The organism is Streptomyces sp. NBC_00158 (genome assembly GCF_045160885.1).
Taxonomy (GTDB): Bacteria; Actinomycetota; Actinomycetes; order Streptomycetales; family Streptomycetaceae; genus Streptomyces.
On sequence record NZ_CP108161.1, the window covers coordinates 5,218,379 to 5,236,302 of the forward strand.

General features: G+C 74.0%; 17 protein-coding genes. 4 read left to right on the top strand and 13 right to left on the bottom strand.

Features of this window, described 5'->3' with window-relative positions; translation table 11 throughout:
• The 8 genes from OG553_RS23990 to OG553_RS24025 form a co-directional block, all read right to left on the bottom strand.
• On the bottom strand, positions 1 to 594 hold the full coding sequence (locus tag OG553_RS23990; RefSeq protein ID WP_405980958.1) for a polysaccharide deacetylase: 594 nt from the start codon (positions 592 to 594) through the stop codon (positions 1 to 3).
• Positions 595 to 802: 208 nt separating this feature from the next.
• Positions 803 to 1,327, bottom strand: coding sequence for a GNAT family N-acetyltransferase (locus tag OG553_RS23995; RefSeq protein ID WP_405980959.1), 525 nt, complete (start codon positions 1,325 to 1,327; stop codon positions 803 to 805).
• Positions 1,328 to 1,356: 29 nt separating this feature from the next.
• On the bottom strand, positions 1,357 to 2,064 hold the full coding sequence (locus tag OG553_RS24000; protein WP_405980960.1) for a TetR/AcrR family transcriptional regulator: 708 nt from the start codon (positions 2,062 to 2,064) through the stop codon (positions 1,357 to 1,359).
• A 53-nt stretch (positions 2,065 to 2,117) separates the two neighbouring features.
• Positions 2,118 to 3,161: a PDR/VanB family oxidoreductase gene (locus tag OG553_RS24005; RefSeq protein ID WP_405980961.1), complete on the bottom strand. Its 1,044-nt coding sequence runs from the start codon at positions 3,159 to 3,161 to the stop codon at positions 2,118 to 2,120.
• Positions 3,158 to 4,054, bottom strand: a complete 897-nt coding sequence (locus tag OG553_RS24010) for a metal-dependent hydrolase (RefSeq protein ID WP_405980962.1) — start codon at positions 4,052 to 4,054, stop codon at positions 3,158 to 3,160. Before OG553_RS24010 ends, OG553_RS24005 begins: the two co-directional genes overlap by 4 nt.
• A 153-nt stretch (positions 4,055 to 4,207) precedes the next feature.
• Entirely contained in the window at positions 4,208 to 6,130 is a 1,923-nt protein-coding gene (locus OG553_RS24015) for a hypothetical protein (protein ID WP_405980963.1), read from the bottom strand.
• A 124-nt stretch (positions 6,131 to 6,254) separates the two neighbouring features.
• Positions 6,255 to 7,049 (bottom strand): tyrosine-protein phosphatase, encoded by a 795-nt coding sequence (locus OG553_RS24020; RefSeq protein ID WP_405980964.1) that lies wholly within the window; start codon positions 7,047 to 7,049, stop codon positions 6,255 to 6,257.
• A 110-nt stretch (positions 7,050 to 7,159) separates the two neighbouring features.
• Positions 7,160 to 7,744: a rhomboid-like protein gene (locus OG553_RS24025; protein ID WP_405980965.1), complete on the bottom strand. Its 585-nt coding sequence runs from the start codon at positions 7,742 to 7,744 to the stop codon at positions 7,160 to 7,162.
• 92 nt (positions 7,745 to 7,836) lie between these two features.
• Between OG553_RS24025 and OG553_RS24030 the strand changes: the two genes are divergently transcribed.
• The gene (locus OG553_RS24030) at positions 7,837 to 8,748 is read left to right on the top strand and encodes a hypothetical protein (RefSeq protein ID WP_405980966.1); all 912 of its coding nucleotides are present in this window, start codon (positions 7,837 to 7,839) and stop codon (positions 8,746 to 8,748) included.
• 79 nt (positions 8,749 to 8,827) lie between these two features.
• Positions 8,828 to 10,351: a PepSY-associated TM helix domain-containing protein gene (locus OG553_RS24035; RefSeq protein WP_405980967.1), complete on the top strand. Its 1,524-nt coding sequence runs from the start codon at positions 8,828 to 8,830 to the stop codon at positions 10,349 to 10,351.
• Positions 10,352 to 10,435: 84 nt separating this feature from the next.
• Here the strand turns inward: OG553_RS24035 and OG553_RS24040 are convergent, their stop codons facing one another.
• The 3 genes from OG553_RS24040 to glnII all read right to left on the bottom strand — a co-directional run bounded on the left by OG553_RS24040 (position 10,436) and on the right by glnII (position 13,513).
• Positions 10,436 to 11,047 carry a winged helix-turn-helix domain-containing protein gene (locus tag OG553_RS24040; protein ID WP_405980968.1) on the bottom strand — a complete coding sequence of 204 codons (612 nt, stop codon included), beginning with the start codon at positions 11,045 to 11,047 and terminating at the stop codon, positions 10,436 to 10,438.
• Between the two features lie 366 nt (positions 11,048 to 11,413).
• Positions 11,414 to 12,358, bottom strand: coding sequence for a DUF6891 domain-containing protein (locus OG553_RS24045; protein WP_405980969.1), 945 nt, complete (start codon positions 12,356 to 12,358; stop codon positions 11,414 to 11,416).
• Between the two features lie 135 nt (positions 12,359 to 12,493).
• Positions 12,494 to 13,513, bottom strand: a complete 1,020-nt coding sequence (gene glnII / locus OG553_RS24050) for a glutamine synthetase (RefSeq protein ID WP_405980970.1) — start codon at positions 13,511 to 13,513, stop codon at positions 12,494 to 12,496.
• A gap of 221 nt (positions 13,514 to 13,734) precedes the next feature.
• Here glnII and OG553_RS24055 point away from each other — a divergent pair, with 221 nt between their 5' ends.
• The gene (locus tag OG553_RS24055) at positions 13,735 to 14,664 is read left to right on the top strand and encodes a Gfo/Idh/MocA family protein (RefSeq protein WP_405980971.1); all 930 of its coding nucleotides are present in this window, start codon (positions 13,735 to 13,737) and stop codon (positions 14,662 to 14,664) included.
• 37 nt (positions 14,665 to 14,701) lie between these two features.
• On the opposite strand, the gene OG553_RS24060 is transcribed toward OG553_RS24055, so the two are convergent.
• Positions 14,702 to 15,265, bottom strand: coding sequence for a hypothetical protein (locus tag OG553_RS24060; RefSeq protein ID WP_405980972.1), 564 nt, complete (start codon positions 15,263 to 15,265; stop codon positions 14,702 to 14,704).
• Positions 15,266 to 15,867: 602 nt separating this feature from the next.
• On the opposite strand from OG553_RS24060, the gene OG553_RS24065 reads away from it, so the two are divergent.
• Positions 15,868 to 16,791, top strand: coding sequence for a GDSL-type esterase/lipase family protein (locus tag OG553_RS24065; protein WP_405980973.1), 924 nt, complete (start codon positions 15,868 to 15,870; stop codon positions 16,789 to 16,791).
• A gap of 604 nt (positions 16,792 to 17,395) precedes the next feature.
• Here the strand turns inward: OG553_RS24065 and OG553_RS24070 are convergent.
• Positions 17,396 to 17,860, bottom strand: a complete 465-nt coding sequence (locus tag OG553_RS24070) for a hypothetical protein (RefSeq protein ID WP_405980974.1) — start codon at positions 17,858 to 17,860, stop codon at positions 17,396 to 17,398.
• Between the last annotated feature and the right edge of the window lie 64 nt (positions 17,861 to 17,924).

The following is a 17,924-nucleotide window of genomic DNA, read 5'->3' on the forward strand; positions in this document are numbered from 1 at the left end:
TCACACCCAGACGCGTACGGCTTCCATCCGGCGCGACTGCCCCGTGGTGCCCACGTACACCGGGTTGCCGGCGGCCGCGTTCAGCCAGGCGTAGTCGGCCACGTGTGCCTGCGCCGCCACGTTGCCGTTGCCGACCTGGAGGCCCAGCGCCTCCATCCGCCGCGACTGGCCCGTCGTGCCGACCGTCACGGCCTTGCCGTCCGCGGCGCACCGCCAGCCCTGCCAGCCGATGTCGGCGAGGTGGGCGTTGGCACAGACCCCGCCCGTCCCGCTGGTCGCGACGGTCAGGGCCTCCATCCGGCGGCTCTGGCCGGTGGTCCCGGCCACCGCCCCGTCGCAGACGGCCGACTGCCAGCCGATGTCCTGCACGTGCGCGGCGTAACAGACCACCCGCGCCGCCGGCGCCAGCGCGTGCTGCCGCGCGGCCGCCGCCTCCACGTCCGCGATCACCGAGGCCGGCGCCCCGGCCGCGGCCCCGCCCCGTTCCGGGGCCGCCGGCCGCTCCTGGGCCCCGGCCGCGCCGGTCGCCCCCAGGACGCCCGCCAGCGCCATGCCCAAGACGGCTCCCGCGGCCCTGCCCATGGACTTCCCCATGATCTGTCCCCTCTTGGTACTGATGGTCCCGACTGGTCGGGACCATCAGTACCGGCGCGCCGGAGCGGGCGGCAACCGGTTGCCCCGCGCACGGCCGAGAGCCGCCCCGGCATGGCGCGCCCGGGGCACTTGCGGGGTGCGCGCCGACCGTGCTTCGACCGTCTTCGGCCGCGCTCGGGTCGTGCTCGGGCCGCGCGCGGGCCGGCCTTCAGACGTCGAGGCGCCGCTCCAGCAGGATCACGCCGTACACCCGGCCGTCCTCGCCCTCCTTCGAGGGGAACTCGCCGACCACCCGGTAGCCCGCGCTCCGGTAGTACGCCAGCAGCTTCGGGTTGGTCGACACGCAGTCCAGCCGCGCCCGGTCCCGCCCGGTGCGGGCGATCCGGTACTCGGCGTGCTCCAGGATCCGCATGCCCGCCCCGGGCGGCGCGGCCTTCCGCTCCACCATCAGCCGGTGCACGTAGCCCGCGACCGGCGGCTGCACGCCCCAGGCCTCCTCGTCGGACCACCAGAGTTCGTACGCCCCCACGAGCCGCCCGTCGGCGTCCTCGGCGAGCCAGACCTCGCCGTCGCGCATCCGCGCGCGGAAGTGCTCGGCGTCCTTGTCGCCCGGCTTCCACTGGTCGATCCCCTGGCCGAGCATCCACCGGGCGGCCTGGTCGTACAGCTTCGCCAGCGTGGCGGCGTCCTTCTCCCCGGCCGCCCGGAACAACATCCCGTCGTCAATGATCACGCGGGCATTATCGCCAGCCGAGCGACCGCTCAGTCTCCCCGCCCGGTCCCCGGGACGAGTACGGCCAGCCGTCCGACCAGTTCCCCGAACGGCCCGTCGGCCGGTTCGTCCGCCAGGATCCGTACGAGGATCCCCGCCATCTCCGCGTCGTACGCGGCGCTGACCGCCGCCAGCGCCGCGAAGTCGTGCACCAGCTGGAGTTCCAGTTCGGCCCGCGGGATCCGCCGCCCGTCCAGCCACAGCAGCGCGGTGGACTCGGCCAGCGACACCCAGGACCGTACGACGAGCTCCAGCCGGGCGGGCGGGTCCTGCACGCCGATGTGCACGAGGATCTGCTCGTACGCGGCCTGCCGGACCTCGTCGATCATGGCGTTGGCGCGGCTGCTGCCCGCGGCCGGACCGCCGCGCAGCAACGCCGAGAAGCCGGGCCCGTGTTCGTCGACGAAGGCGAAGTAGCGGCCCATCACCCGCAGCAGCCGGGGCCCCAGCGGACCCTCCTGCGGTTCGACGAACCGTGCCGCCAGCTCGTCGGCGGCCCGGCGCAGCGCGGCCTCGTAGAGGCTGAGCTTGCCCGGGAAGTAGTGGTAGACGAGCGGGCGGGATATCCCGGCGGCCGCCGCGATCTCGTCGATCGACACGTCGTCGGGGGAGCGGTTGCTGAACAGCTCCAGGGCCACCCCGATCAGCTGTTGCCGCCGCTCCTCGACACCCATCCTGCGTCGCACCCCGGTTGTCATGCCGACACCCTACTTCCCGGGGTGGGGTGGGCCGTACGGGTGAAGGTCCGCCGCTACAGGTCCAGGACGAGCCGGTCCGAGTCCGCGCGGGACACGCACAGCAGCATCGAGCCGGCGCGTTCCCCGTCGGTGAGGAGCTCGTCGCGGTGGTCCACCCGGCCTGCGAGCACCCGGTGCACGCAGGTCCCGCAGAAGCCCTGTCCGCAGGAGTACGGGGTGTCGGGCAGGACCCGGCGCACCGCCGTCAGCGCGGACTCGTCGGCCGCGACCTCCACCGCGCCGCCGGTGCGGGCGAGTTCCACCGTGAAGGGCTTCGCCTCGGCGGGGGCGGCCGCGGCGAAGCGTTCCAGCCGGACCGCGTCCGGGTCCGGGACCGCCTCGGTGACCGCCCGCATGAGGGGCTCGGGGCCGCAGCAGTAGACCAGGGTGCCCGGCCGGATCCGGGACAGCGGGGCGAGGTCGGGCAGGCCCGCCTCGTCCTCGGCGGCGACGGTCACCCGGTCCCCGTAGGCGGCGAGTTCGGGCAGGAACGGCATCGAGGCGCGCGAGCGGCCCCCGTACAGCAGGGTCCAGTCGGCGCCGGCGGCGGTCGCGGCGCGGAGCATCGGCAGGACCGGGGTGATGCCGATGCCGCCCGCGACGAAGGCGTACGAGGCCGCGGGCTCCAGCTCGAACCGGTTGCGCGGCGGGCGCACCCGCACCTCCGTGCCCTCGGTCAGCCGCTCGTGTGCCTCGCGGGAGCCGCCGCGGCCGTCGGCGACGAGCCGGACCGCGATGGTCCAGCGGCCCGCCTCGGCGGGGTCCCCGCACAGCGAGTACTGGCGCACCCGGCCCGAGGGCAGCGTCAGGTCCACGTGCGCGCCCGGGGTCCAGGCGGGCAGTTCGCCGGACTCCAGCACCAGGCGCAGCACGCCCTCGGCGGGCTCGGTGCGGGAGGTGATGCGGGCGTGCAGGGTCCGGCGCGGCGAGTACCCGGACACCGGTTCGGCCAGCGCGGGCAGCGGCCACAGGGGGGAGCGGCCGATCCGCTTGAGGATCGCGCGCCGGGTCAGTACGGCGGCCCCCGCCACCGCCGTGACGGCCAGGGCCCGCCTCACGGCCGCACCCCGCCGTTGGCGCCGGGCGAGGAGGCGAGGTACGCGACGGCCTGGGCGGTGGAGCCCTCCTGGGAGGGGTGGTAGGTGCGGGAGAGGTAGGTCGGGATGGACCGGGCCATCGCCCCGGCCGAGGGCAGCACGCCCTTGCGGCCGGCCCGCAGGAACTGCCGGTAGGAGGCCTTGGCGCCGGGCCGCTGGGGGTCGTTCTCCACGAAGAAGCGGGCGCCGCGCTGCCAGAGGAAGAGGAGGGCGGCGAAGGCGCTGGCCCAGGTCCGCACCCGGCGGCGGTAGTTGCCGTCGAGGTGCATGAAGAGGTCGAAGGCCACCGAGCGGTGCTCGACCTCCTCCGCGCCGTGCCAGCGCAGCAGGTCGAGCATCATCGGGTCGGCGCCGCGCCGGTCGAGCTCCTTCGCGTTGAGCACCCAGTCGCCGAGGAAGGCGGTGTAGTGCTCTATCGCGGCGATCATCGCGACCCGCTCCAGGAGCCACCACCTGCGGGCCCGGCCCGGGGGGAGGGTCCGGTCGCCGAGGAGCTTCTCGAACATCCAGTCGACCTGGGCGGTGTAGGGGGTCGGGTCCAGGCCGAGGCGCTTGAGGTGGGGGAGTACGTCGTCGTGCGCGGCGGCGTGCATGGCCTCCTGCCCGATGAAGCCGATGACGTCCGCCCGCAGCCGCTCGTCGGTGATGAGCGGGAGCGCCTGCTTGTACACGTGCACGAACCAGCGCTCACCGGCGGGCAGCAGCAGGTGCAGCACGTTGATGGTGTGCCCGGCGAAGGGCTCGCCGGGCAGCCAGTGCAGCGGGGTGTCCTCCCAGGAGAAGGACACGTCGCGGGGTTCGAGGTCTATGTGTTCCGACGCCACGGGGGCGGGGGCGGGCGGCCTATTAGACATGGCGTCAATGTACTGACGGGTACCCGCCAGGAAAACCCCTTGGCACCACCGAATCGCCCTCGGGGGCGCTTGCCAGGGGTGCGGGGAACTGCGCGACCAGCCCCCACCGGCCGGCAGCCGAAACGCAACGCACCGCACCCCCACCCGCCAAACCTAGCGGAGAGCCCCGGCCTTGCTGCCGTCCGTCAGCTTCCCCGACAGGTCCACCTGCGCACCCTCGGGGGCCTTCACCGCCAGCCGGTTGCCGTTCGCGCTCCCGCTCACCCCCGCACCCGACGCCGACAGCGAGGCGAACTGCGCGCTGCCCGCCGCGAGTACGTACCACTGCCCCGCCCGGGACTTCCACAGCACCCCGGCCAGCACCCGCGGCTCCCGCGGCCCGCACGCCGGGGAGCCCTCCGCCTTGGCCGCCTGGGCCGCCAGCGGCGCGCCCGGGGCCAGGAACTGGGCCTGCACCCGGTCCGCCGTGCCCCGCCAGGTCTCGGCCCGGCTGCACAGCCAGGTGGCCGCCCCGTCGCCCTCGGGCAGCGGCTGCTTCGCGTACGTCCAGGCGTTGACCGACCGCACCCCGTGCGAGCGCACCGACGGCAGCAGGCACGCCGTCTTCGACCATTCCCCGAGCTCCGCCGCCTCCGTCACGTCCCGCGCCGCGCCCGGCGCGCCCGAGGTCAGCCGGGCCGGGGTCAGCTCGCCCAGGTCGGTCACCAGCCGGGTGGCGCCGTCGCCGGTCAGGGACAGCGCGCTCCAGCTGGTGCAGTCGCCGTTCGGGGCGGGGCCCAGTACCGGCGGGGTGACCCCGTCCGTGGTGAGCTTCAGCGCGGCCGGCTCCTCGCCGGGCTTGAGCAGGTCGCGCAGGGCGGCCCCGGTCACCCAGGGGGCCGCCAGGTAGCGGACGTTGCCGTCGACCCGGCTCAGCACGAGCGCCGTGGCCGTGTCCGCCGTCGCCCCGTCGGTCCGGGCGAAGTCGAGGGCGGCGCCCGCCGTTCCGTTGCGCGGCTCGGCGTACCGGACCACCCGCAGCCCGTCGTACAGCAGGACCACCACGGCCTGGTCGACCGCACCCGCGAACAGCAGCTGCGGCGGGCCCATCGGCGGCCCCGACGGGGTGCCCGGGGTCGCCGAGACCACCACCTCCTTGCCGGGCCGGGCCCACACGGCGAGCGCCCGGCGCAGCAGCTCCGCGTCCTGGGCGCGGTCGCCGCGCGCGGGCCAGGCGGAGTAGTCCGTACGGGAGGACGTACGCCACAGCGTGGGCGCCACCCGCAGCAGCTGCCCCGGGTCCAGGGCCTGCTCGGCCGCCGCGTTGCGCGCGTACAGCGGGGCGGAGGGCCCGTCCGAGCCCCAGCCGCCGCCCGGCAGCGCCAGCAGCGCCCCGCACACCGCGAGCGCGGCCGCCGCGGCCAGCCCGGCCCGCGCGAGCCGGCGCCGGCGCAGCAGATCGGTGGGCCGGGCCTGGAGCACGCACGGGTCGAACTCGGGGGAGGCGAACAGCCCGTCGTGCGCCGGGTCCCCGGACTCCGCGACCGCCGCCGCCGGGTCGGCGACCCCGGCCTCCGCGAGCACCCGGAGCACCTCCGGCCCGTCCAGCCCCTCCAGCGCCCGCAGTACGCAGGCCGCGCGGCCCGGCCCGTTCAGGGTGGCCAGCCACTGGTCCAGCGCCAGCTCCTCGGCCCCGCCCGCGCGCGGGAACAGCCGCAGCCCCCAGACCTGCGGCAGCAGGGCGGGCAGCTGCCCGCGCAGCGGGAGCGCCTTGAAGGTCAGCGGGATCCCCGCCTCCAGCGCGGAGCGCAGCACGCGCAGCCGGACGTACGCGTACCCGGACTCGGGCCCGCCCAGCCCGCCGCGCTGCGCCGGGACCCCGCCCTGCACGGCCGCCGGATCGGCGCCCCGGCGCCCGCGCGGCAGAGCGCGCTGGGTCAGCGAGTGGGCGGTGAGCACCCGCCGGTTGCGGCCGAGGGAGGGTGGCAGCACCAGGTAGGCCAGCCGCACCAGCCGCGGGTAGTGCTCGACGATGGCGGCCTCGGCCTGCTCGACGTCGGGGGGCAGGGGGCGGGTGGCGGTATCCGGCGCAGTCACGTTCAGCAGAACGAGCGAATCGTCGGATGGTCACCCGTCATCGCGCACCCGTTCGGGCGAATTACGGGCTTCGAGGTGTACGCGGTGGGTTGCCGGGGTTGCCTGGGATTTCGTCGGGTTCGACTCAGGCGACGAGCTTCGCGCGCAGCGCCGCCACCGTCTCCTCGGAGACGCCGAGGCCCTCGTGCACGTACTTCTCCATCGAGCCGTAGCGGACGCGGACCTCGTCCAGGCCCGCCTCCAGGTAGGACGGGAACACCCCGATCAGCGCCAGGGCGATGTCCGGGTCCCCGCCCGCGGCGGTGAAGCCCTCGATCATCGGGGCGAAGGCCTGCTTGACCGCCGGGTTCACCGACAGGTACTCGGCCATCAGGGTGTCGTCGTCGGCGCCGAGCAGCGAGAGGAGGAGCGTCGCGCCCCATCCCGTACGGTCCTTGCCGGCGGTGCAGTGGAAGAGCAGCGGGCCCGCGTCGGGGTCGGCGGCCTCGGTGAGCAGCGTGCGGTACGCGGCGTGCGCGGACCCGGTGCCGACGAAGGAGCGGTACACGGAGCCGAACAGGGTCTGGGCCTTGCCGCCGCCGAGGTGCTCCTCGGCCACCGCGGGGTCGCCGAGCAGGTCCTTGAGCTGGGTCGCGGCCGGCATCCGGTGGTCGCTCATCTTGTCGGCCAGCACGTCGCGCACCAGCAGCCGGACCCCGTCGGGTATCCGGTCGGGGTGGTCGGCCCGCTCGGCGTCGCTGCGCAGGTCGATGACGGTCCGCAGCCCCAGTGCCGCCACCGCCGGGTCGGCGTCGAGGTCGAGCCGGTCGAGGGCGCCCGCGCGCAGGACGAGCCCGGGGCGGACGGTGCGGCCGCCGGCGAGCGGGGTGCCACCGAGGTCGCGGAGGTTGGCGACGGTGGTGGAAGGGGTGGCGGTCATCGTGGCGGCTCCAGCGGTGAGGCTCGTGCGTGCGTGCGTGCGTGCGTGGGTGGCGTGTCCGGGTGCGGTGTGGATGTGGGTGGTGCGCCCGGCATTGCTCGTTCGTGTTGCTAGGTATGTGCGATTTTCCGACGGTTTGATCCGGAAAGACAATCGATGGCGACCGACAGCCCTATCCCCACGCCCAGTGCCACGAGGTGGCCGGCGTCGGTGAAGGTCCGCCCGCGCCGCAGCACCGGCTGCGCGGCGACGGCCAGCAGCCCCGCCCGGGCCGCGTTGCGCACCGTCCCGCGCGGCAGCGCCGAGGTCAGGGCGCCGAGGACGGCATTGAACCCGTAGCTCGTGCCGACGTCCAGGGCCCGGCGGGTCCGCCGGTCGGCGGTGCGGCGCAGGGCGCCGTAGACGAGGAGGGTCGCCGCGGCGTGCCCGAAGAGGAAGACGGCGGCCGTCCACCACGCCCCGTACGCGTACTCCGCGTAGCCCAGCACCGCGACCAGCAGCAGGGCGTACGGCAGCGGCATGGGCTCCTCGACCACGAAGGCACTGCTCAGCAGCGTCTCCCAGCGGCCGGTGTCGAGGTTGTCGACGTTCGTCGAGCAGCCGCGCAGCACCCGCTCCCGCTCGGCCGGATCCAGCCGTTCGAGGGCGTGGGCGCCGAGCTGGACGCCGCCCGCGTAGGCCGCTCCGAGCGGCAATGACCATGACCATGGCGATGGATTCACCGGTCCATGATCGGATACGGCCCTCTTGCGGGCGGCGGCGGGCCCCGTGAGACCATGACCGGAACATGACTGAATCCCCACCCCGTGCGCCGATGCGCGGTACGCGGGCCGCGATGTTCGCGGCCGTGTGCGTGGCACTGGGTGCGGTGGGGCATTCGTACATGTCCGGGATGAATGTCCCCCTCGGCAGCCTGCTGGCCGCCTTCGCCGTGACCGGCGCCCTCGCCTGGGCCGCCGCCGGACGGCGCTGCGGACCGGTCGGGATCACCACCGCGCTGCTCGCCGTACAAGGCGTCCTGCACCTCGCCTTCTCCGCCGGCCAGGCGTCGGGCCACGGGCACACCGCCCACGCCCCGGCACCGGAGCCGGAGCCGATGCCCGGACACCACCACGTGCCCGGCATGCGGATGGACGCCCTCGCGGGACCGGACGGCACGGGCGGCATGGCGGGCGGCATGCCCGACATGGCCGACGGCCTCGGCGGTCTGGGCGGCGGCATGGCCGACATGGCCGGCATGGCCGGGCACGGCGGTCTCGGGATGATCGCCGCGCACGTCCTCGCCGGGGTCTTCTGCGCCGCCTGGCTCGCCTGGGGCGAGGCCGCCGTCTTCCGGCTCGCCGGAGCCCTCGGCGCCACCGCGCTGCTGGCCGCCCGGCCGCTCGCCCGCGTACTCGCGCTGCTGCGCACCCGGCCGGCCCCCGAACCGGCCCCGCCCGCACACCGCCCCGCGTACGAACGCCCGCGCCGGCTGCGCGGAGCCGTACACGCCCACACCGCGGTCCGCCGCGGCCCGCCCGGGCGGCGAGACACCCACAGCACGGCCCCGAGGCCGTGCCGCCAGAGCCCCGCCCGGCCGACGGCCCCCGCCGCGTGCGCACACCGCGCCGCCACGGGCCGCCGGTGCGCGCCTTCGCGCGCGCACGCACCGGCCGCAGCGGCATCGGCGGCACCCGTTCCGCACCCCGCGCGCGCCTGACCGGCGCGCTCCCGGGCGTCGGACGGAGCAGAACCCGGGGCCGGTCCCCCCTCTGTTTCGCCGACACCCGAGGACCGACATGTCCCTTGACGAACTTCAGGGCGGCCCCGCGCGGGACGCCGAAGTACCCGACACGGCCGAAGTACCCGACACCGCCGGAGCGCCCGCACCGGCCGCAGCGGCCGGAGCCCCGGCCAAGGCCGCCCGCCGCACCGGCGGCTGGGCCGCACTGCGCCCGCTGCTCCTGCGCATGCACTTCTACGCGGGACTGCTGATAGCCCCGTTCCTCTTCCTCGCCGCCGCCACCGGCCTGCTGTACGCCGGCTCGTGGCAGGCCGAGCGCGTCATCTACTCCCACGAGCTGACCGTCGACGACGTCGGCGAGCGCGCCGTGCCGCTCGGCACCCAGGTGAAGGCCGCCCGGGCCGCCGCTCCCGAGGGCAAGGTGCTCTCCGTGTGGCCCGCCCCCGAGGCCGACGCGACCACCCGCGTGATCATGGAGAAGCCGGGACTCGGAGACGGTGAGACCCTCACCGTCTTCGTCGACCCGTACACCACCGAGGTCCGCGGGCAGCTGACCACCTCCGGTGACGCGCTGCCGCTGCGGGCCTGGCTGAGCGAGTTCCACGCGAGCCTCCAGCTCGGGGAGTTCGGCCGCAACTACAGCGAACTCGCCGCCAGCTGGCTGTGGGTGGTCGCCCTCGGCGGCCTCGCCCTGTGGATCGGCCGCCGCCGCGCCCGCAAGGCCGACCTCGTCCTGCCCGACCGCAAGGCCACCGGCCGCCGCAAGACCCTCTCCTGGCACGGCACCGTCGGCCTGTGGGCCGCCGTCGGCCTCGTCGGCCTCTCCGCGACCGGCCTGACCTGGTCGAACTACGCGGGCAAGAACATCGGAGAGCTCCAGGACCGCGTCGGCGGAGCCACCCCCTCCGTCGCCGCCAAGCTGAACCCCGGCACGGGCGGGGCCGCCGACGGCGGCGACGAGCACGCCGGGCACGTCATGACCGAGGGCATGGAGATGCCGCCGCCGGCCCCCGTCGCCGACATCGGCATCGACAGGGCCGTGGAGGCCGCCCGCGCGGCCGGGGTCACCGAGAGCCTGCGCGTCACCCTGCCCGCCAAGGGCAAGGGCTACGTGATCAAGGAGAACGACAAGACGCTGCCGGTCCACCTGGACTCCGTCGCCGTCGACCCCGCCGACGGCCGGGTCATGGACACGCTCCGCTTCGCGGACTACCCGCTGCTGGCCCAGCTGACCCGCTTCGGCATCGACCTGCACATGGGCCTGACCTTCGGCATCGCCAACCAGATCGCCCTGGCCGCCCTCGCCGTCGCCGTGATGTTCCTCGTCGTGTGGGGCTACCGGATGTGGTGGATGCGCCGCCCCGTCAAGGAGGACCGCCGCTCCGTCGGCCGCGCCCAGCCGCGGGGCGCCTGGCGCAGGCTGCCGGTGACCGTGCTGCTGCCGTTCGCCTGCGCGACGGCGGTCGTGGGCTGGTTCGTCCCGCTGCTGGGGCTCAGCCTGCTGGCCTTCCTCGTGATCGACCTGGCCGTCGGCTTCGCCGCACGCCGTCGCGGGGCCGCCGCCGACGCCGCCGCGTGACGGGGGCCGCGGCCGCGGCCTGAACGGCGGTGGGCCCGTACGCGCGAGAGCGCGTACGGGCCCACCGCCGTTGTACGGCAGGTGTCAGGGCGTGTACTTGTACCCCACGCGGCGGACCGTCTGGATGGCGCCGCGGTGCGCCGCGCCCAGCTTGCGGCGCAGCCGGGCGATGTGGACGTCGACGGTCCGGCCGTCGCCGACGTGCCCGTAGCCCCACACCGTGGTCACCAGCTGGTCCCGGCTGTGCACCCGGTGCGGGTGGGCCACCAGGTGGGCGAGCAGCTCGAACTCCAGGTAGGTCAGGTCCAGCAGCTCGCCGTCGACCTCGGCCGTGCGCTGCGCGGAGTCGATCCGCACGAGCGCGTCTCCGGCGGTCGTCGACGGCTCGGCCGCAGGCTGGGCGTGCGGGACCGGTCCGGGGACGGGCACGGGAACGGACTGCGGGGCGAAGGCGATCTGCTGCTGGTCGGCCGGTACGAGGACCAGGTAGCCGACCATCGGGGGCTGGCCCGGCAGCGTGGGAACGGCGTGCTGGGGCGCGGGCAGCCAGGTGGCGCCCGGCGGGAGCAGGTCCACCACCCGGGCCACCTCGTCCCGGTCCACGGCGCGGAGCCGGTGGCGGGGACTGGGCGGGAAGGGCAGGGGGGCGGAGGTCGCAGCGGAGGCGGCAGAAGCGAAGGAACGGGTGTTCGTCATGAGTGGTCAGCTCTTTCACGCGGAGTGATCGGCAGAGGACGTACGTGTGCATGTGCGAGTGCACGTAGTCGTTGCGTACCGCGCAGACCGAAGGCCCCGGGGCGGGTCTGGTGAGAGGGTCCCGGAGGCTTTAGAGGGCCGGCGCGTTCTCGGCGCGGCAACACACCCGGTCGAAGTCGTGATCCTGACGGGACGGCCAGAACGGCTCCAGGTCGCTGCGACCTGTCGGGAAGTACGAATGGCTGGCCATGGGCGCCATTGAAGCAGAAACACGGGGCCCTGGGCAGGCAGCGTCTCACTTCGTGGAGCGGAATCTCATATTCCGTCGTCAAGTCTTCGTCAGCCCGTCACAATCCCGACATACCGTCAGCCGGAAAGCCGCTTCCGCCAGTCCAGTCCGGTCACGCGTATCGCATCGTGGGCCGATCCGTCCCACGTCCACGACAGCCCCACGCCGTCCAGCGCCGCGACCACCTCCCGGCCCACGGAGACCGTCAGCTCCTCGTCCGGCTCGAAGCCCCCGTAGAGGAGCCAGAGGTCCCCGCCGTCGGCCGCCCCCTCCGTGCACTGGGAGTGGAAGAAGACGAAGCCGCGCGCGTCCTCCTCGCCGTCCGCGTGGATCTCGCCGAGGCCGCAGGTCCGGCAGCAGGTGAAGTTCTCCCGCGCGGTGAGCCCGCTCGCGCCGAGCGCCTCGAAGGCCCGGGTCAGCCGCTCCGGGTCGGTCTCGCCCGCCCAGCCCGCCTGCTCCGCGACCCGCTCCCGCCACAGCCGGTCCACCAGCTCCGCCGCCTGCGCCCGCGACACCGGCCGGTCGTCGCCGGACACCAGGTACTCCTCGGCGTTCTCCGTCAGCGCCGCCCGGTCGTCGTACCCGCAACGCAGCCAGCCCCGCACGGCCTCCGTCAGCTCCTCCTCCACCACCGGGTCCAGCGGAGCCACCTCCTCGACCGGAAAGTCCAGCCGCTCCCAGGCCGGCCCGCGGTCCCAGCCCTCCTCCCGGGCCGCCCAGCGGAGCATCACCTCCACCACCTCCTCCGGGGTGTCCACGAAAGCCTGGAAGTGCCGGTCGGGAGCGCCCGCGCGGTGCTCCAACTGGTAGCCGCCGCCGGTCTCGTGCCAGACCTGCACGTAGACGTCCGGGTCGTCCGGGACCCGGTTCACGACGAGGAACCGGTCGCCGTCCCCGCCTATGCCCGCCACCAGGGCGGACAGCGGCCCGCGGCTCCCGGGGCCGGAGAGGTCGTGGTGGTGGCCGGGTTCGGTGTGGACCCGGACGGGGCGGATCGCGTGGTCCGTGTGCTCGGTGTTCATGAGGACACCGTGACAGGCGCCACTGACAACGGCGGCGCCCGCCTCCGGGAGGGGGAGGCGGGCGCCGCCGTGTGCGCCGGGCCGTGTGCGCGGCCGGGTCGGCCGGGTCGGGCGGGTCGGGCGGGTCCGGTCCCGTCAGACCAGGCCGTCCTTCTCCAGGCCCGTGCAGCAGGTGTCCGTGATCAGGCGGGTCACCACGTACGGGTCCACGTTCGCGTTCGGGCGGCGGTCCTCGATGTAGCCCTTGCCGTCCTTCTCCACCTGCCACGGGATGCGGACCGACGCGCCGCGGTCCGAGACGCCGTAGCTGAACTCGTTCCACGGGGCCGTCTCGTGCAGCCCCGTCAGGCGCTCGTCGATGCCCGCGCCGTAGTTCTTGACGTGGTCCAGCGGCTTGCTGCCCTCGCCCAGCGCCTCGCACGCCGAGATGATCGCGCGGTAGTCCTCGCGCATCGCCTTCGTGGAGAAGTTGGTGTGCGCGCCCGCGCCGTTCCAGTCGCCCTTCACCGGCTTCGGGTTCAGCGTCGCCGACACGTTGAAGTCCTCGGCCGTGCGGTACAGCAGCCAGCGCGCGATCCACAGCTGGTCGGAGACCTCCAGCGGGCCCAGCGGGCCGACCTGGAACTCCCACTGGCCCGGCATGACCTCGGCGTTGATGCCGGAGATCTCCAGGCCGGCGGCCAGGCAGTGGTCCAGGTGCTTCTCGACGATGTCGCGGCCGAAGATCTCGTCCGAGCCGACACCGCAGTAGTAGCCGCCCTGCGCCGCCGGAAAGCCGCCCACCGGGAAGCCGAGCGGGCGGACGCCGTCGAAGAAGGTGTACTCCTGCTCGATGCCGAAGATGGCCTCCTGCGGGGCGAACTTCTCCGCGACCGGACGCAGCAGCGCGCGGGTGTTCGACTCGTGCGGGGTCATGTCGATGTTGAGGACCTCGCACAGGACGAGGACGTTGTTCCCGCCGCGGATCGGGTCCGGGCAGGAGAAGACCGGCTGGAGGACCCGGTCCGAGGCGTGGCCCTCGGCCTGGTTCGTGCTCGAACCGTCGAAGCCCCAGATCGGCAGCTCCGCACCCTCCGCGAGGATCTTCGTCTTGGAGCGGAGCTTCGCCGTCGGCTCGGTGCCGTCGATCCAGATGTACTCAGCCTTGTAGCTCACGGGACCATCCTGACTCTGCGGGTGGGGCTGCGGGTGCTGCGGGACGCTGCGGCGCGCTGCGGTGTTGACCGCAGCGTGCCCCGTGGCGATTTCTCATCCGTTGCCCATGTGTGAACCCTGTGTTACCGGGGTTTACGCCGCAGGTGGGGTGGCTTGATCGAGTCGGTCACCGTACATCCGTCCGGGTGGGGCAGACTGAGCGGGTGAGCATTTCGTACGATTTGAACTCTGTCGGTGACGGTCCGGGCGACGGCCCCCGCCGCGCCCGCCCCCGCGTCGGCCTGCTCGGCACCGGCCCCTGGGCCCGCCGCACCCACGCCCCCGCCCTCGCCGCGCACACCGGCTCCGAGTTCGCCGGAGTCTGGGGCCGGCGTCCCGGACCCGCGGCCGAGCTCGCCGACGCGTACGGCGTGAAGGTGTACGAAGACCCCGACGCGCTGTTCGCCGACTGCGACGTCGTGGCCTTCGCCCTCCCGCCCGACGTACAGGCCCCGCTCGCCGTACGAGCGGCCGCCGCCGGCTGCCACCTCCTGCTCGACAAGCCCGTCGCCACGACCGTGGAGGACGCCCGCGCCGTCGCCGACGCCGCCGCGGCGCACGGCGTCGCCTCCGTCGTCTTCCTGACGCTGCGCTTCGCCGAGCCGACCGCCGGGTGGGTCCGCGAACAGGCCGGGCGCTCCGGCTGGTTCACCGCCTCCGCGCACTGGCTCGGCGCCGTCTTCCCGCCCGGCGGCGAGCCCAGCGCGTACGCCGACTCGCCCTGGCGCAAGGCCAAGGGCGGCCTGTGGGACGTCGGCCCGCACGCCCTGTCCGTCCTGATCCCGGTGCTCGGCGAGGTCACCGCCGTCAACGCCACCAGGGGCCCGTCCGACGTGGTCCAGCTGGCCCTGCGGCACGCCTCCGGTGCCGCCAGCACCGCCGTGCTCAGCCTGGGCGCGCCGCGCGCGGCCGCGGGGGTGGGGGTGGAACTGCGCGGGGCCGAGGGCGTCTTCTCGCTGCCGGACTGGAGCGACGTACCCGGCGCCTACGGACGCGCCCTCGACGCACTCCTCGACGCCGCCCGGACGGGGGTGCCGGACCCGCGCGGGGCGGAGTTCGGAGCCCGGCTGACGGAGATCCTGGCGGAGGCGGAGGGGCAGCTGCCCGCTTGACGAGGGGTGGGTGGCTGCCCGTGGGGTGGCCGGCCGCCTACTTGATGAGGGCGTTGGCGACGATGATCACCAGCCCGATCGCGGCGTCCGCCAGGCCGATGAGCAGCGCCGAGGTGATCCGGTAGCCCACCCGCAGCGCCACGAAGGCCCCCCAGGCGAACAGCAGCGCGGTGTTCAGGCCGAGCCCGACCGCCGTCACCCCGTACGGCTCCCAGCCCGCGAGCTCGGCGAGGGTGAGCAGGAGGAGGGTGGGCAGGGTGGCCGCGATCATCGGCCACTCGTTCCACAACGCCCGGGCCAGCAACCGCCACCGGTGCGCGGCGGTGCCGGCCCCGTGGTCGGCCATGTGGTGCGCGTACCCGTGCGCGAGGGCCGCGGCGGCGGCGGTGACCAGGATCCAGGCGGCGTCGGCGAGCGGGGTGTAACGCCCGCCCCGCTCGTCCAGCGCGGCCAACAGCGCACTGGCCAGCACGGTCCCGTACACCCCGCCGAACATCCAGTCGGCGCCGCGGGGGTGGTGGTGGTTGTGGTGGTTGTGGTGGGAGGTGGGCTGCGGGGTCGGGGTGCGGGCGGAGGCCTGGGGGTGCTGCTGGTCGGGCATGAGGGGTGGTCCTTTGGTGGCGGTTCGTCCTTATTTGCTACTCGGGTCACCCTAAGGGGGAGGGGGGTGGGGGCGGTGTGAAGGCGGGGAGCGGGGCGTCGGGTGGGCGGTACCCCCTCGGGCGGTCTCAGAGCAGGTTGGGGGCTTCCCGTCAGTCCCATCGTCCTTCCGGTTCGGGCCGGTCCCTCAAGGGCGCTCCTTCGTCGCGTCACTTCGTGATGGCCTTCGGCCACCCTTGACCGACCGGCCCGAACCGGAAAGCCGAAAGACTGCCGGGAAACCCCCAAAGAAACGGTCACCGGACAGAGGGCAAGGGGCGGGTGTCGCAGCGATGAGGCGAGCGGTCGGGCGCCGCCCCGCCGGGCATCGGACCCCTCAGATGTCCCGATTCCGGGCCGGGGGGCAACCCGCACGAATGGCCGATCAGAGCGCCCTGCGGAGCCCCCAGACGCGCCAGATCGCTACGCGCTCCTCATGTCTCGGCGTCCGCCGACCGCCTGTGGCTGATACCTGCACGAGAGGACGACCAGGGCAGCCCAGGGCGCGGACGGGAGTCGGTACCTTGATCACACAGCTGATCGATTTCTGGAGAAAGCCTCATCGTGAGCGATTCGCGCCCCCACGTCCTCTTTTCGTTCGGCACGCTGATGGACCCCAAGGTCCAGACGGCCCTCTTCGGCCAGGTCGTGCCCAGTCGTCCCGCCGCGCTGGCCGGGTACGCGACCAGGTCGCTGAAGATCACCGATCCGGACGTGATCGCCGCCAGTGGACTCGACGTGCACCTGATCCTGGAGCGCAGGATCGGCAGCGTGGTCGAGGGGGTCGTTCTTGAACTCACGGACGAGGAGCTCGCGGCCGCCGACGACTACGAGGTCGACGACTACGCGCGGCGCCGGGTGCTGCTCGCTTCCGGGGAGAGCGCCTGGGCCTACCTGGATGCCAAGCCGCTTCAGCCGGCGGCGCGGATCGTGATCGTGGGCGACAGCATCGCGTACGGGCGCTGCGACCCGCAGGGCGGCTGGGCCGCCCGGCTGGCGGCTTCCCACATCGCCGAGGACGAGACCGCGCACCGGGTGTTCAACCTCGCCATACCCGGCAGCACCTTGGCTGCCGTGAGCGAGCAGACGCCCCCTCTCCTGGCCCCCCGCCTGCCCGACACCATCCTGCTCGCGGCCGGGATCAACGACTCTGCCGTACCCCTCGCGACGCCGGACGCCGATGGGCTGACGGACATCACGAACGGTCTGGACACGCTCTCGGCCACCGCCCACGCCCACAACGCGCGCCTGGTCGTCCTGGGGCCGATCTGGCTGGACGAAGAGCGGACCGGTGACTACGAGGGTCTCCGCTTCACCCGGGACCGGGCCTTGAGGCTGCGGGAAACCCTGCGGACCTGGTGCGCCGACAACCACGTCGACTTCGTCGACATGTGGGAGCCCCTGCGCGAGAGGACCGACCTCCTCGTCGACGGCATCCACCCCACCGCTGAAGGCCACCAGGCGCTCTACGAACACCTCGTCGGCTGACCGTCCCGGCCTTTGGCGACGAGGCCGCCGGCCGCCGAGATCAGGGAAGCGCGTAGCGATCTGACGCGCCCATGCGCTTCCCGCGCTGCCCTGTTCGTCCTCACGTGCAGGTATCAGCCCAAGACGGTCGTCGGACGCCGAGAAATGAGGAGCGCGTAGCGATCTGTCGCGTCCGGGGGCTTCCCGGGCTCCTCTGGTCAACCTCTCGTGCAGGTTGTCGCGCACCCGGCGCGGGACCAGAACCGGACGGGCCCGGATGCCCAGCGCGCCGACGCCCGGCCCTCGCCTCATCGCTGATACGGCCGCCCCTCCCCCTCTGGACCGTGCCGTTCTTTTGGGGGTTTCCCGGCAGTCTTTCGGCTTTCCGTGGCGGGTCGGTCTGTCAAGGGTGGAGCGAAGCGACATCGCGTAGCGACGCGACGAAGGAGCGCCCTTGACAGGCCGGCCCGACGCGGAAGGACGATGGGACTGACGGGAAGCCCCCAACCTGCTCCGAGACCGCCCGAGGGGACCGCGCCCCCCACCCCCGCCCCGCCACATCCACCCCCGCACGCGGAAAGGGCCCCGCCCAACCCCGGACGAGGCCCCTGCGTACCGCTAGCGCTCAGTCGCCCGTGTTCGTGGCCCAGACGGGGCGGCCCGAGCCGTCGTAGACGACGGCGTTGCCGTCGTCCTGGACCGCCAGGTAGCGGCCCTTGGACCAGGTGCCGGCGGCCCAGACGGGGGTGCCGGAGCTGTCGTAGACGACGAAGTTGCCGTCCTCCTGCATGACGGCGGTCGCGGCCTTGGGCCAGACGTTCGGGGCCTGCCAGGCCGGGCGGCCGTCCTTGTAGAGCACGAAGTTGCCGTCCTCCTGGACCCGGAGGACGGTCCGGCCGTTGCCGGAGGTCCAGGCCTGGTTCTTGCGGAGGGTGGCGGGGGCGTAGAAGTGGGCGTCGCTCCGGAGGGCGTTGGCGGACGCGGCGGCAGCGTTGGCGGGGGTCGCGTCGGCGGCCGGTACGGCGGTCAGGACGGGCAGGAGGGCAAGGGCGAGCGCGGGCAGACCGCGCCTCACGAGGTTCTTGATCATGGTGACCGTTCTAGGCGCCCCACACGTCCCCGGGACAGCGCAGAAACGACGGCCTCACCCGTTC